This window comes from Sphingomonas sp. MA1305 (assembly GCF_016107325.1).
GTDB lineage: Bacteria > Pseudomonadota > Alphaproteobacteria > Sphingomonadales > Sphingomonadaceae > Sphingomonas.
The window spans coordinates 159,148-172,857 of sequence record NZ_RCVT01000004.1 but is presented as its reverse complement, the minus strand read 5'-3'; the positions used below and the strand labels follow the sequence as shown (position 1 = coordinate 172,857).

Here is a 13,710-nt window from a genome sequence, read left to right as displayed (position 1 = left end):
CGAAGAACACCGGCGCAGCGATGTGCGCCTTACGCGCCCTCGGGCGCGCGGCCCCCTGCCACTTAGCCCCCGAAGCCGGTCGGCGCCGGCGATACCGTCACCACCTGACCGTCGCGGATCTCCTCCACCTCGAGCGCGCGCTCGGCGACCCCGTCCCGGCCGAAGCGGAACGCGCCGTCGATGCCGGCAAAGCCGTCACCGTCGCGCAAGCGGGATTCGGGGAAGGCGCGGCCGACCGGCCAATCGCGCGCGATCCGGACCGTCAGCAGCACCGCATCATAGCCCAGGCTCGACAGACGATAGGGCGCGGCGCCGTAGCGGGCGCGGTATTTGGTGGCATATTGCCGGTAGAGGCCGTTGCCGACGCTGGCGAACCACGCACCCGACAGGCCGGGCCGGGCGGCGATGCCGCTTTCCGAATTCCACAATTCGGTACCGAGCACGCGCGTGCCCGCGCCGCTGCCGCGCTTGACCAGCGGTGCCGCGGCGGCGGCGGTCGCGCCGCCGTCAGCGATCAGCACCGCGCCATAGGGCGCCTTCGCCGCCAGCCTGGTCACCGCCGCCTGCACGCCGCCGTTGGTGCGGCCGTAGGTCTGCAGCGACACGACCTGGCCGCCCGCGCCCTCGACGCTGCGCAGGAAGGCGGTCGACGCCCGTTCGCCATACAGGCCGTTGGGCACCAGCCCGGCAAAACTGGTCACGCCACGGCTGCGCGCATACGCGACGACCCGCGCAATCGACTGGGCCGGCACATATCCCATCAGATAGACGCCGTTGCCGCCGACGCTGGCGTCGTTGGAGAAACTGAGCACCGGCACGTTCGCCGCCTTGGCCACCGGCGCAACCGCGCGCACGTCGTCGGCGAGCAACGGGCCGAGGATCAGCTGCGCCCCGTCGGCAATCGCACGGCTCGCCGCCGCCGCCGCGCCGGTCGCGGTGTCGTAATTGGTGATCCGCACCTTGTCGGTTCCGGTGTCGAGCACCGCCAGCATCGTCGCATTGGCGATCGATCGGCCGACGCCCGCGTTGCTGCCGGTCAGCGGCACCAGCAGCGCAACGCGGTTGCGCTGCGTGTCGCGGGGCAGGCCCTGATCGACCGGCTCCGGCCGGCTTGTCTGCGGCCGGGTCGGCTGGCGCTCCGGCGCCTCGACCGGCGCGCGCGGCACTACCGTCGAACAGGCACCCAGCGCCGTTGCCGCCATCAGGGCGAAGCCGCGCCGCCACGCCTGCGCAGGCTGTCCAATCGTTCCCGCCTCTGCCATGACCGTCCCCGTGAATGTTCTCGAACCCGGCCTGTACATCGTCGCGACCCCGATCGGCAATCTCGCTGACCTATCCCCCCGCGCCGCCGACATTCTGGCGCGCGCCGACGTCATCGCCGTCGAGGACAGCCGCGTCACCGCCGGGCTGCTCCGCCATATCGGCGTCAAGCGGCCGATGGTCCCCTATCACGATCACAATGCCGAAGGCGTCCGTCCCGGCCTGATCGCGCGCATGGCCGGCGAGGCGGTGGCGCTCGTCTCCGATGCGGGAACCCCGCTGATCTCCGACCCCGGCTACAAGCTGGTGCGCGACGCACGCGCCGCCGGCCACACGGTCGTCACCATTCCCGGCCCCTGCGCCGCCGTCGCCGCGCTCACCCTCGCCGGCCTGCCGACCGATCGCTTCCTGTTCCTCGGCTTCCTGCCCGCCAAGGCCAAGGCACGTGCTGATGCCATTGCGGAGATCGCCGCCGTCCGTGCGACCCTGGTGATCTACGAATCGGGGCCGCGCCTGTCCGCCTGCCTCGCCGCATTGGCCGAGGGGCTGGGTGATCGCGAGGCGGCGGTCACGCGCGAGATCACCAAGCGGTTCGAGGAAGCGGTCACCGGCACGTTGACCAGCCTCGCCGCGCGCTATGCCGAGGCGCCGCCCAAGGGCGAGATCGCGATCGTCGTCGCGCCGCCGGGCGAAGCCGCGCCACCGCCGATCGAGGATGCCGACGCCGCCCTCGCCGAGGCCCTCACCCGCCTGCCCGCCGCCAAGGCCGCCGGCGAGGTGGCGAAGCGTTTCGGCGTCGATCGCAAGGCGCTGTATGCGCGGGCGCTGGCGCTGCGATCGCACGAACGATAGATCTATTGCAGCAAGCCGCTGTCGCACAAACCGCGATAAAAGCCCATCGCCTCAAGCTTTTAAGATGTTCTTCGCTATTTAGACAGAACAATACTGCCCCGAAATTGACTTACACTAAATAATTATGTAAGTAGGGCAGGAAAATCATCTTGGTGTGGAATAGCCACATGATGAAAAAATGCATTTATATATTAATGGCTTGCGCGATATTGCCATTTTCCATGTCATCGCATGCTATGAAAGACTCGGCGGTCGGGTCTCGCATGGATGAGCGTGACTTTACTGACGTCTGGTCGCAGCCCGTCATACCGAAATTTAAGCGGCCGATGATCGGACCGTGGCGAATGCCCTCGTTTCCCGAGGTGCACCATTACATCCGCGACACTCCCGCCCGCGCCGAGGACCTCAAGCGCGAGCAGGTCATCCGCGAAGCCTTTGTAAAGGCCGGCGCATTCTTTAGACCAGCCAAGCATGTCTGCATCAGCTGTCGGGCCAAAGCTTGCGAATACGTTCTGCTCTATCCGGACACGCTATCGGACGCGGACCGCATACGCGCTTCGCAGGCCGTCGATCGCATCACCCTTTCCCTATGCCCTAAGCCACTGTGCGAAAGCGGTATTGTGATGTCGGGTGGCCGGACAAGAGGCACCGGATTGGCTGAGTTGGGCTATTTCATTCAAACCGACAGCGGCTTCCTGTGAGGAGAATTTCCATGAAAGGCGTTGCGACAACGGCTCTTCTTTGTCTGCTATCGACGCAAGCGTTCGCCGAATCCGCATCCGACTGTAAATATTGCGTCAAACAGCGCAACCGAGAGGGGAATTATTATTCCTGAGAGCAGGCCAGTAATGACGGATACCATTCCGAAACGCCGTACCATTATTGCAGTGATGGCGAGGAATACCGTGACCAGGAGGGCAATTTGTCGCGCGAATGTGCGACATTTTCAGCATGCGCGACGCCGTTAACACTGCGCAGCGGCCGAAAGATGTTTTATGTGTCGGCACGCTGGTCATGCCCTCAGGGTATGACTTATGCGGATCACCAACTGTTTGCTTGATAGAGCGCTACAAGGAGGTGACGGCAGATGAACGTCGGACGCGCCACCGCCACCGTATGCGTCATCATGTTGGCTGCCGCACTGTTCGTTTCGACGCGGCTTGGATGGGTGGGCACGTCTGCCAGCGAGGCGACGATCGATCGATCGACCGTGCCCGTGGTGTCATCAGGCGGGGCATCGCCACGCGGCGCCCCTTTGGTCTCCATCCGCCGACGCGACGTACCGACTCCACAGGATCGGCGCGACCTCGCGGCGGATCTCCGCGCTGCCGAACTCGCCCGTATCTCGGACGAGGTAGCGCCGTTCTTCGGCTATAATCCCGCGCTCAAGTCGCTGCACGATCACCTCCGCGCGGAAGGGCGCGATGAGGCCTGGGCGAGCCGGTCCAAAACGATGCTGGCACGCGAATATGCCGGAATGCCCGGGATCAAGGACACCGACCATGCGCCACAGATTCATTGCGGTGTGACATTGTGCGAGGTCAGCGGCAGCCTGGACTTTCCCGAACGCGGCACCGTCATGAGGAGCGTGCAGGCGCCGGATGTCTCAGAACGAATGTGGGCGAGAGGCTATCATCCGATGAACCAGATGTTCGGCCCGGGCAGAGACGGACGGCAGGTCTTCATTGGCTATTACCGCCGTGAGGCTCCGATTACAGTACCCGCAGGCGGGCGGCGATAGCTATTCCACAGTCCATCGGCGTGATGAAGGCGGTGCTCGCGCTTAGTCGCCGGCTCAATAGGCGGCTTGCTTGCCCCGTCACGCTCGACCACCTTGCCGTCATGCCCCCTCGCCGTCCCACCGCTGAACGCCGCGCCGCGGAAGCCGCCGGCCGGCGTGGCGAGCGGCTGGCAGCGTGGTGGCTGCGGCTGAAGGGCTGGCGCATCCTCGACCGGCGCGTCCGGACGCCGGCGGGCGAGGTCGACCTCGTCGCCCGTCGCGGCGCGCTGATCGCCTTCGTCGAGGTGAAGATGCGTCGCACCCCGACGGAACTGGATATGGCGATCGACGAGCGCCGGCTTGCCCGTGTCGCCGCGGCGGCGGAGCTGCTGATACCGCGCTACGCCACCGCGGGTGAGGACATTCGCATCGACGTCATCCTGCTCGCCCCCGGCACCCGCCCGCGCCACATCGAGAACGCCTGGATCGGCTATTGAGCGCATAGGGCGCGATTGGCCGGGCGGGATCTTGAGGCTGCGCGCCGAGCCGTGCCGTCGGGAAGATGAAACGCCAGCCTGATCAAGATCTTGTCAATATTCGCGCCGCTAATTTGCAGATCATGCGAATGGGTAGGACCGGCGCCGCAACGGCGCTTTTGATGGCACTCGCCGGATGCGGCGGCAGCGGCAGCAGCGGCGACAGCAGCGCCACCGGTGCAGGCAGCGCCGTGCCGATCGTCACCACGCCGACCCCAAGCCCGACACCTGCGCCCACCGCGTCGCCGACGCCATCGCCCACCCCCGCACCGACACCGACGCCGACCGCGACGCCGACGACCTGGGCGGCGGCGGCCGCCGCGCTCTATGACGTGCAGCCTGATGCCACGACCTGCCGCGCCGGTACGCTCAAGGCCACGGTCAAGGCCGACTTCCTCGCCCGGCTCAACGCGATCCGCGCGCTGCATCAACTGCCCGCGGTGACCTATTCCGAGGCCGAGGATGCAGCGGAAGCCGACTCCTCGCTGATGATGGCGGTCAACAAACAGCTCAGCCATACCCCGCCGACCAGCTGGACCTGCTATTCGGCAAGCGGCGCCACCGCGGCGGGGTCGAGCAATCTGATCGGCGGCTGGGGCACCGGCCTCGGCTTCGACAGCGAGGACAGCTATCTCGGCCTATGGCTCACCGAAGGCGGCAGCGCGTCGATCGGCCACCGCCGCTGGATCCTCGACCCGTTCCTGGGCAAGACCTCCTACGGCCGCGTGGCTTTGGTCCTACCCGATGGCAGCCGGGCGAGCGCGGCGTCGATGCGCGTCTTCAACTTCACCACTGGCGTCGCCGTGCCGACCGGTCTGCCCGCCTATGTCGCTTACCCGTCGGGTGACTATCCGGCACGCTATTTCAGCCTGTCGAGCTATCTGTCGTTCAGCGTCGTCGCCGGTACGTCGAGCGCGTTCGGCGCCAACGCCAACGTCCGCTTCACCAATGCGACGATCACCGTCACCGGCCCGTCGGGCGCGCTGCCGGTCACCGACGTGACCAGCGACAATGACGGCTATGGCGTCGCCAACAACGTCCAATGGCGGGTCACCGGTTTGCAGACCGGCGTCAGCTATACCGTGCGGATCACCGGCGTCACCGGCGCGCCGCAGAGTGAATACAGCTATTCCTTCCGCGTGGTGAGTTGATCGGCGCGACGCGGCGGCGGCGAAGTCCCATCGCCTGCTGACAAGCGGCGGCCGCGCCCCTACCTGACGGGTCGCGCAGCCACCGGAGGAACCATGCCGCTTTCCGTCGCCGTCCAGATGGACCCGCTCGAGACGATCAACGTCGCGGGGGATTCGACCTTCGCGCTGATGCTGTCCGCCCAGGCGCGCGGCCACCGATTGTTCCATTACACCGCCGATGCGTTGAACTATCGAGACGGCCGCGTCTGGGCGAAGGCGCATCCGGTCACCGTGCAGCGGCCTGAGGCCGGCCGCGCGGGCGACCACTTCCGCTTCGACGCGCCGGTCAACCTCGACCTTGGCGACCAGGCGGACGTGGTGCTGATGCGGCAGGATCCGCCCTTCGACCTCGGCTATATCACCGCGACGCATCTGCTCGAGCGGATCGCCGACCGCACCCTCGTCGTCAACGATCCGGCCAGCGTCCGCAACGCGCCGGAAAAGGTGTTCGTGCTCGACTATGCGCGCTTCATGCCGCCGACTTTGGTCACCCGCAGCCTGGAGGAGGCGCGTGCCTTTCTCGCCGAACATGGCGAGATCGTCGTCAAGCCGCTGCACGGCAACGGCGGCAAGGCGATCTTCCGTGTCGGATCGGATGGCGCCAACCTGTCCGCGCTGATCGAGGTGTTCAACCAGACCTGGCGCGAGCCGCATATGATCCAGGCCTTTCTGCCGGCGGTGGCGAAGGGCGACAAGCGCATCGTCCTGGTCGACGGCGAGGTGGTCGGCGCAATCAACCGCCTGCCCGGCGAGGGCGAGATCCGCTCCAATCTGGCGGTCGGCGGTTCGGCGGAGAAGACCGAACTGACCGCGCGCGAGCGGGAGATCTGCGCGGCGCTGGCGCCGGAGCTGAAGCGGCGCGGTTTGCTGTTCGTCGGCATCGACGTGATCGGCGGCGAATGGCTGACCGAGATCAACGTCACCTCGCCGACCGGGATCGTCGCGATCGAGCGGTTCGACGGCACCGACGTCGCCGGCCTGATCTGGGACGCGATCGAGCGACAGGTCGCGGCGCGCGGCTGACCGGCCGGCGGCAGGATTTCCGCGGATGACCGCCTTGATCCTCGATGCCATCGCCTGGGGCGGCTACCTCGGCATCTTCCTGCTGATGGCGCTGGAGAACATCGTGCCGCCGATCCCGTCGGAGGTGATCATGGGCCTCGGCGGCATGGCGGCGGCACGCGGCGACATGGCGTTGGTGCCGCTGATTGCCTGGGGCACGGCGGGCACGACGGCGGGTAATTACGTCTGGTATTTCGTCGGCCGCCACATCGGCTACCGGCGCTTCCGCCCGCTGGTCGACCGCTACGGCCGCTGGCTGACGGCGGAATGGGAGGATGTCGAGCGGCTGCACCGCTTCTTCCTCCATCACGGCGGCTGGGTGGTATTCGTGTTCCGCTTCATGCCGACCTTCCGCACGCTCGTCTCGCTGCCCGCGGGGATGACGGGCATGCCGCTGTGGCGGTTCCTGCTGGGGACCTTCGCCGGCAGCGCGATCTGGAACACGATCCTCGCCGCCGCCGGCTATTATCTCGGCAGCAACTATGCCGAGCTGGACCGCTATGTCGGCCCCGCCGCGATCGTGCTGACGGTGGTGATCGTGCTCGGCTATCTATGGCGGGTCATGACCTGGAAGCCGCGCGCCGGGCGCGACTGAGTCTCACCCGCCCGTCACGCCCGCGGATGGGCGTGGCGGTAGACGTCGAGCAGATGGGCCGCATCGACCGCGGTATAGACCTGGGTCGAGCTCAGGCTGGCATGGCCGAGCAATTCCTGCAGCTGGCGCAGGTCCGCGCCCCGGCCCAGCAGATGCGTCGCGAAACTGTGGCGCAGCGCGTGCGGCGTCGTTCGCTCCGACAGGCCGAGCCGGCCACGCGCGCCCTGCACCGCCCGCCGCACGACGCCGGGCGCCAGCGGCCCACCCTTGGCGCCGCGGAACAGCGGCGCGGTGCGCTCCAGTTCGTAGGGGACGGCCGCGACATAGGCCTCGATCGCCGCGCGGACCTGCGGCAGAAGCGGCACGATCCGCGTCTTCGCGCGCTTGCCGGTGACCACCAAAGTCTCGCTCAACGGCAGCGCCGCGCCGGTCAGCGCCATCGCCTCCCCGATGCGCAGCCCGGCGCCGTAGAGCAGCAGCAGCACCGCCCAGTCGCGCCGCCCGATCCAGTCCTCGCGGGCATCGTCCGCCACCTCGCCGGCGAGTGCCAGCACTTCGTGCGGCGCGACCGGCCGCGGCACGCCCTTCTTGACGCGCGGTCCCGTCAGCTTCGGCATCGTGCCCCCGACGAAGGTCAGAAAGCCGCGCACCGCCGACAGTTCGCGCGCCGCCGACGCCTGCCCGAGCCCCTCGCCGCGCCGATGCGCCAGAAAGGCGCGCACCTCAGCGGCCTCGACGCGCATCAGCGCCGCGTCGTCGACCCGTTCGCCGCGATGTGCCTGCAGGAAGGCGACCAGCCGCTCGGCCGTGGCTTGATAGGCACGGACGGTATGCGCCGAGCGGCGGCGACCATGGGCCAGATGCTCGGCCCAGCGCATGGAGGCGGGGCGATCGTCGTTCATTCCGTCGCATCTTGGGCGGCGCGACGGCCATCGCAAAGACTTTTTAAACCACTTTTCCCGCAAATCTGATGGGTGACCGAACAGCCGCTCATTGCCCGCCCGTTCGACGAAAACGCGCGTCTCGCCGCCCTTCATGACCTGGCGCTGATCGACAGCGCGCCGATGCGTGAATTCGACGCCCTGGTGGCGCTGGCCGCCGAGATGCTGGGCTGTCCGACCGCATTGCTCAACCTGGTCGACCGCGATCAGGTCTGGATCAAGGCATCCAACGCTCCTGCCCCGCGCCAGGTCGATCGCGACGTCGCCTTCTGCGACCATACGATCCGCTATGACGTGCCGCTGGTCGTGCCCGATCTCGCCGCCGATGCGCGCTTTGCCCACTTCCCGCTCGTCACCGATGCGGGCAGCCGCTTCTATGCCGGCGCCGCCATCCACACGATCGACGGCAAGGGCGCGCGCCTGCCGATCGGCACGCTCTGCGTCATCGATACGCATCCGCGCTCGCTGAACAGCGCCGGCCATGCCGCGCTGCGCCACCTTGCAACTTTGGCCGAGGCGCTGATCGCCGCCCGCCGCACCGCGCTGGAGGCGATCCGCATCGCCACGGTCGGCGAGGAACTGGTCGCGCAGCTTGCCGCCAAGGACCGCATCTTCCGCCAGGCGGAACGGATCGCCGCGATCGGATCGTGGCGGCTGTCGCTGGCGGACCAGGCGCTGGAATGGTCTGACAACGTCTATCGCATCCACGGCCTGCCTTTCGAGACCAAGCCCGATCTGGACAGTGCGCTGGCCTTCTATCCGCCGCATGCCCGCGGCGGTGTCGCCGAGACGGTCCAGAACACCATTTCCACCGGCCAGCCCTTCGACATCGAAACCGATCTCGTCACCGCCGACGGTCGCGCGATCCGGGTCCGCGCGATGGGCGAGCCCGAACAGATCGACGGCACCGTCACCGCCATCGTCGGTGTCTTCCAGGACATCACCTCCCGACATCGGCTCGAGGTGCAGCTCCGCCGTTCCGCCGATACCGACGCGCTGACCGGCATCGCCAACCGCGCCGCCTTCGATCGCGAGCTGGAGGCGGCGATGGCGCGGGCCCGCCGCGACGGAACACCGCTGCTGCTCGCGCTCATCGACCTCGATGGGTTCAAGGCGATCAACGATTCGCTCGGCCACCAGGCGGGCGACGACGTCCTGCGCCTGACCGGCCAAGCCCTGTCGCAGCCGTGGCTGCGCGGCTGCAAGGCGGCGCGGATCGGCGGCGACGAGTTCGCCTTGATCGTCGAGGACCCCCGTTTCGTCGCCGAGCCCGACGAATTGCGGCTGCGGATCGAGGCCGCATTGCGTATCCCGGTCGAGGCGAACGGCGTCACGATGACCAGCGCCGGTTCGGTCGGCATCGCCACCTTCGACGATCAATGCCACTCGCTGCGCGATTTCGCGCGGCGCGCCGACATCGTACTGTACGCCGCCAAGCGCGCGCGCGTCGGCCAACGGCGGCTCGCGGCGGTCCATCGCGCGGCCTGAGGTCCGCCACCCGACCGGGCTGAGCCCGAGCCCGGCGGCGCCGGTCCCGCGCCGGACGGCATTGCGCCTGTCATTGGCTGCTTCCCCCCGAGTCGCCGGCGCCCCATATGGGGCACAGCCATGTCGACCCGTGCCCGCGTCCTCGTTCTCAACTCCGCCCTCGGTCCGCTCGACTATCGCGTGCCGGCCGGCATGCATGTCGAGCCCGGCTCGATCGTCGTCGCGCCGCTCGGCCCCCGCCAGCTGATCGGCGTCGTCTGGGAACCGGAGCGGCTGCCCTCGGAGGCAGAGGTCGGCGACAACCGCCTGCGCAACCTGCTTGCCGTCGCCGACGCGCCGCCGCTGGGGGCGCCGCTGCGCCGGCTGGTCGAATGGACCGCGGACTATTATCTCGCCCCGCCCGCCGCGGTGGTGCGCATGGCCCTGTCGTCGACCTCGGCGCTGGAGGGCGCGCGCACCGCGACCGAATATCGCGCCACCGGCACCGTCCCGCCGCGCCTGACGCCGCAGCGTGAACAGGCGCTGGAGCGGATCGGCGATCGCCAGGGCCTGATCCGCGAACTCGCCGCCATCGCCGACGTCTCCGACGCGGTGGTCCGCGGCCTCGTCAAGGCGGGTGCGATCGAGGCGGTCGAGGTCGACATCGACAGCCCCTATCCCCTGCCTGACCCGGCGTACGGGGCCCCGATACTGTCGGACGATCAGCATGCCGCCGCCGACACGCTGAGCGGCGCGGTCGACGCGCACGACTTCCGCCCGATCCTGCTCGACGGTGTCACCGGTTCGGGCAAGACCGAGGTCTATTTCGAGGCGGTGGCAGAGGCGATCCGCCAGGGCCGCCAGACCCTCGTGCTGCTGCCCGAGATCGCGCTCACCGAACCCTTCCTCAAGCGCTTCCACGACCGTTTCGGCTGCGAGCCGGTCGCCTGGCATTCGGGCCTGCGTTCGACCCAGCGCCGTCGTGCCTGGCGCGCGATCGCCAGCGGCCAGGCGCTGGTCACCGTCGGCGCGCGCTCCGCGCTGTTCCTGCCCTATCGCAACCTCGGCCTGATCGTCGTCGACGAGGCGCACGAAACTAGCTTCAAGCAGGAAGAGGGCGTCCATTACCACGCCCGCGACGTCGCGGTGATGCGCGGCAAGTTCGAAGGCTGCCCGGTGATCCTCGCCAGCGCGACGCCGGCGATCGAGACGCGCCAGCAGGTGACGCTCGGCCGCTATGAGGAGCTGAAGCTGCCCGGCCGCTATGGCCCGGCCGAAATGCCGAGCATCGAGGCGATCGACCTGATCGCCGAGCCGCCGGAGCGCGGTCGCTGGCTGGCGCCGCGCCTCGTCAAGGCGATGGGCGAGACGCTGGCCAAGGGCGAACAGTCGCTGCTCTTCCTCAACCGCCGCGGCTATGCCCCGCTGACCCTGTGCCGCAATTGCGGCCACCGCTTCCAATGCCCCAATTGCACCGCCTGGATGGTCGAGCACCGGCTGACCCGCCGCCTCGCCTGCCACCATTGCGGCCACGTCATGCCGACCCCGCGCGCCTGCCCCGAATGCAGTGCGGAGGACAGTCTGGTCGCCTGCGGCCCCGGCGTCGAACGCATCGCCGATGAGGTCGCCGCGCTGTTCCCGGACGCGAAGGTCGCCGTCGTCACCTCGGACACGATCTGGTCCCCGGCCAAGGCGGCGGAGTTCGTCGGCCGGATGGAAGCCGGCGACATCGACATCGTCGTCGGCACGCAATTGGTGACCAAGGGCTATCACTTCCCCAATCTGACGCTGGTTGGCGTCGTCGATGCCGATCTCGGCCTGGAGGGCGGCGACCTGCGCGCCGCGGAGCGCACCTTCCAGCAGATCCGCCAGGTGTCGGGGCGTGCCGGCCGCGGGAGCAAGCCGGGCCATGTCTTCATCCAGACGCACAGTCCCTCGGCACAGGTGATGCAGGCGCTGGTCACCGGCGATTCCGATGCCTTCTACGCCGCGGAGACGGAGGCACGCGCCGACGCCGGTGCGCCGCCGTTCGGCCGCTACGCCGCGATCATCGTCAGTTCCGAGGATCAGGGCTGCGCGCACGACATCGCGCGCACCGTTGCTGCCGCCGCCCCCCGCGTCGACGGCATGGCGGTCTATGGCCCCGCCCCCGCGCCATTGGCGATGCTGCGCGGCCGTCACCGCTACCGCCTGCTCGTCCACGCCCGCCGCGCCCTCGATGTGCAGGACGTCATCCGCGGCTGGCTCGGTGCGCTCGACTGGCCGGCGAAGGTACGCGTGACGGTCGACGTCGATCCCTATAATTTTTTGTGAGCCACTGGCCAAGATCAACCGACTCGTCACCCCGGACTTGTTCCGGGGTTCACCGTGCCGCAACATCGACGCCAGTGACGCTTGCGGCACGGTGGATGCCGGAACGAGTCCGGCATGACGGTTGAAGGGTGAAGAGATGACGACACGGCGCACGTTCCTTGGCGGCATGGCCGTGACCGGCATAGCCGCGGGAACAGCGGCTCAAGCCGCCGCGCCGCGCGCGACGATCGTCTCCACCTGGGATTTCGGGGCCGCCGCCAACGCCGCCGGTTATGCGAAGATGCGTGCCGGCGGTTCGCTGCTCGACGTGGTCGAGGCCGCGGCGATGGTGCCGGAGGCGGATCCGGAGAACCATTCGGTCGGCTACGGCGGCTACCCGGACCGCGACGGCCACGTCACCCTGGACGCGGTGATCATGGACGATGCCGGCGGCGTCGGCGCGGTTGCCGCGCTCGAAGATACGGTCCACGCCATCTCCGTCGCCCGTCGCGTGATGGACAAGACGCCGCACACGCTGCTGGTCGGCGAAGGCGCGACCCGCTTCGCGCGCGATCAGGGCTTTCCGAAAGTCGATCTGCTCACCCCGCCCGCCGAACAGGCGTGGCGCGAATGGCTGAAGACCTCGCAGTACAAGCCTGAGGCCAATGTCGAGAACAAGCGTGGGCCACATGCCGGCCCACGCGGCGGCGCGCTCGACCACGATACCATCGGCCTGCTCGCCTGCGACGTCTTGGGCCGGATGGCGGGTGCCTGCACCACCTCGGGCATGGCGTTCAAGATGCGCGGGCGCGTCGGCGACTCGCCGCAGGTCGGTGCTGGCCTCTACGTCGAGCGCGGCGTCGGCGGCGCCACCTCGACCGGCCTCGGCGAAGAAGTGACGCGCGTCTCGGGCAGCGCCCGCGTCGTCGCATCGCTGCGGGCCGGCCTGTCGCCGCAACGCGCATGCGAAGAGGTCGTCCGCCACATCGCGCAACTGCGCGGCGACGCGATCAAGGGCGTGCAGGTCGGCTTCCTAGCGCTGTCGCCGCGGGGCGAGGTGGGCGCCTTCTGCCTGCTGCCCGGCTTCACCTATGCGGTGACCGACGCCTCGGGTGCGACGGTGGTATTGAAGGCTCCGTCGCTGTTCGCGGCATAGGCGTTACGGGAGCGGATCGCGCCGGTCCGGCGCTGGCGCGTCCTCCCGGTGCCTCGGCATCATCGCGCGATGGCAGAGACGCCTGCAACTGTCTCGTCGTCATTCCCGCGAAGGCGGGACTCCAGAGACGCTGACGCTGGCGCTCGACACGTTGACCTGCGCGTCTGGATCCCCCGACTTTGCGGGGATGGCAGTGGGGGTGGAAGCCACGCTCGCCCCCGACGTCTTGGCCTGACGTGGGCCGCCCCGCCTAACGCAGCCTGAAGTCGATACCGAAAAGCCCCGGCCTGCGCCGGAGGCCCCCGCCGCTTAGCCCGCCTGTTCGGCGAGGACGGTCAACCCCTTGGCGTTGACCTCGGCGAAGCCGCCTTGGATCGGCACCAGCTCCGGCTGGCCGCCGGCGGTGCGGTAGATCGACAGCGCGCCGTCGCGGATCGTCGACATGAAGGGCGCATGCCCCTCCAGCACGCCGAAATCGCCCTCGGTGCCGGGGACCACCACCATGTGGACCTCCTCGGAGCGGATCAGCTTTTCGGGCGTGACGAGTTCGAAGTGCAGCATTGTCTCGGTCCTGACACCCCTCTCCCCTTGTGGGAGAGGGAGGGGCCCATCGCGACAGCGATGGGAGGGTGAGGGGGC

The 13,710-nt window shown here is 68.6% G+C and carries 13 protein-coding genes; 10 read left to right on the top strand and 3 right to left on the bottom strand.

What is annotated here, in order from left to right; genetic code table 11:
- Positions 1-62: 62 nt before the first annotated feature.
- Positions 63-1,262, bottom strand: a complete 1,200-nt coding sequence (locus tag D9601_RS16030; RefSeq protein ID WP_198355091.1) for a penicillin-binding protein activator — start codon at positions 1,260-1,262, stop codon at positions 63-65.
- On the opposite strand from D9601_RS16030, the gene rsmI reads away from it, so the two are divergent.
- The 7 genes from rsmI (at position 1,261) to D9601_RS15995 (ending at position 7,215) form a co-directional block, all read left to right on the top strand.
- Entirely contained in the window at positions 1,261-2,112 is an 852-nt protein-coding gene (rsmI, locus tag D9601_RS16025) for a 16S rRNA (cytidine(1402)-2'-O)-methyltransferase (RefSeq protein ID WP_198355090.1), read from the top strand. The genes D9601_RS16030 and rsmI overlap by 2 nt on opposite strands.
- 263 nt (positions 2,113-2,375) lie before the next feature.
- Positions 2,376-2,813 (top strand): hypothetical protein, encoded by a 438-nt coding sequence (locus D9601_RS16020; RefSeq protein ID WP_198355089.1) that lies wholly within the window; start codon positions 2,376-2,378, stop codon positions 2,811-2,813.
- Positions 2,814-3,199: 386 nt separating this feature from the next.
- The gene (locus D9601_RS16015; protein ID WP_198355088.1) at positions 3,200-3,853 is read left to right on the top strand and encodes a hypothetical protein; all 654 of its coding nucleotides are present in this window, start codon (positions 3,200-3,202) and stop codon (positions 3,851-3,853) included.
- A gap of 101 nt (positions 3,854-3,954) precedes the next feature.
- On the top strand, positions 3,955-4,329 hold the full coding sequence (locus D9601_RS16010; protein ID WP_198355087.1) for a YraN family protein: 375 nt from the start codon (positions 3,955-3,957) through the stop codon (positions 4,327-4,329).
- Between the two features lie 161 nt (positions 4,330-4,490).
- Positions 4,491-5,519, top strand: coding sequence for a CAP domain-containing protein (locus D9601_RS16005; protein WP_198355086.1), 1,029 nt, complete (start codon positions 4,491-4,493; stop codon positions 5,517-5,519).
- A gap of 93 nt (positions 5,520-5,612) precedes the next feature.
- Entirely contained in the window at positions 5,613-6,581 is a 969-nt protein-coding gene (gene gshB, locus D9601_RS16000) for a glutathione synthase (protein ID WP_198355085.1), read from the top strand.
- Positions 6,582-6,606: 25 nt separating this feature from the next.
- Positions 6,607-7,215, top strand: a complete 609-nt coding sequence (locus tag D9601_RS15995; protein ID WP_198355084.1) for a DedA family protein — start codon at positions 6,607-6,609, stop codon at positions 7,213-7,215.
- Between the two features lie 14 nt (positions 7,216-7,229).
- On the opposite strand, the gene D9601_RS15990 is transcribed toward D9601_RS15995, so the two are convergent.
- Positions 7,230-8,117, bottom strand: coding sequence for a tyrosine recombinase XerC (locus D9601_RS15990; RefSeq protein WP_232474294.1), 888 nt, complete (start codon positions 8,115-8,117; stop codon positions 7,230-7,232).
- A gap of 72 nt (positions 8,118-8,189) precedes the next feature.
- Here D9601_RS15990 and D9601_RS15985 point away from each other — a divergent pair, with 72 nt between their 5' ends.
- The 3 genes from D9601_RS15985 to D9601_RS15975 all read left to right on the top strand — a co-directional run bounded on the left by D9601_RS15985 (position 8,190) and on the right by D9601_RS15975 (position 13,071).
- Positions 8,190-9,644 (top strand): diguanylate cyclase domain-containing protein, encoded by a 1,455-nt coding sequence (locus D9601_RS15985; protein ID WP_332838030.1) that lies wholly within the window; start codon positions 8,190-8,192, stop codon positions 9,642-9,644.
- A gap of 120 nt (positions 9,645-9,764) precedes the next feature.
- Positions 9,765-11,936 (top strand): primosomal protein N', encoded by a 2,172-nt coding sequence (locus tag D9601_RS15980; RefSeq protein WP_198355083.1) that lies wholly within the window; start codon positions 9,765-9,767, stop codon positions 11,934-11,936.
- Positions 11,937-12,072: 136 nt separating this feature from the next.
- On the top strand, positions 12,073-13,071 hold the full coding sequence (locus D9601_RS15975) for a N(4)-(beta-N-acetylglucosaminyl)-L-asparaginase (RefSeq protein WP_198355082.1): 999 nt from the start codon (positions 12,073-12,075) through the stop codon (positions 13,069-13,071).
- 309 nt (positions 13,072-13,380) lie between these two features.
- Here D9601_RS15975 and D9601_RS15970 read toward each other — a convergent pair whose 3' ends face one another.
- Positions 13,381-13,632 (bottom strand): ATP synthase F1 subunit epsilon, encoded by a 252-nt coding sequence (locus tag D9601_RS15970; RefSeq protein ID WP_198355081.1) that lies wholly within the window; start codon positions 13,630-13,632, stop codon positions 13,381-13,383.
- Positions 13,633-13,710: the final 78 nt, after the last annotated feature.

Bases quoted from the DNA above. Each gene is read 5' to 3' on its own strand.
- rsmI (WP_198355090.1), top strand. From the start codon at position 1,261: ATGACCGTCCCCGTGAATGTTCTCGAACCCGGCCTGTACATCGTCGCG.
- D9601_RS16030 (WP_198355091.1), bottom strand. From the start codon at position 1,262: ATGGCAGAGGCGGGAACGATTGGACAGCCTGCGCAGGCGTGGCGGCGC.
- D9601_RS16020 (WP_198355089.1), top strand. From the start codon at position 2,376: ATGGATGAGCGTGACTTTACTGACGTCTGGTCGCAGCCCGTCATACCG.
- D9601_RS16015 (WP_198355088.1), top strand. From the start codon at position 3,200: ATGAACGTCGGACGCGCCACCGCCACCGTATGCGTCATCATGTTGGCT.
- D9601_RS16010 (WP_198355087.1), top strand. From the start codon at position 3,955: ATGCCCCCTCGCCGTCCCACCGCTGAACGCCGCGCCGCGGAAGCCGCC.
- D9601_RS16005 (WP_198355086.1), top strand. From the start codon at position 4,491: ATGGCACTCGCCGGATGCGGCGGCAGCGGCAGCAGCGGCGACAGCAGC.
- gshB (WP_198355085.1), top strand. From the start codon at position 5,613: ATGCCGCTTTCCGTCGCCGTCCAGATGGACCCGCTCGAGACGATCAAC.
- D9601_RS15995 (WP_198355084.1), top strand. From the start codon at position 6,607: ATGACCGCCTTGATCCTCGATGCCATCGCCTGGGGCGGCTACCTCGGC.
- D9601_RS15990 (WP_232474294.1), bottom strand. From the start codon at position 8,117: ATGAACGACGATCGCCCCGCCTCCATGCGCTGGGCCGAGCATCTGGCC.
- D9601_RS15980 (WP_198355083.1), top strand. From the start codon at position 9,765: ATGTCGACCCGTGCCCGCGTCCTCGTTCTCAACTCCGCCCTCGGTCCG.
- D9601_RS15975 (WP_198355082.1), top strand. From the start codon at position 12,073: ATGACGACACGGCGCACGTTCCTTGGCGGCATGGCCGTGACCGGCATA.
- D9601_RS15970 (WP_198355081.1), bottom strand. From the start codon at position 13,632: ATGCTGCACTTCGAACTCGTCACGCCCGAAAAGCTGATCCGCTCCGAG.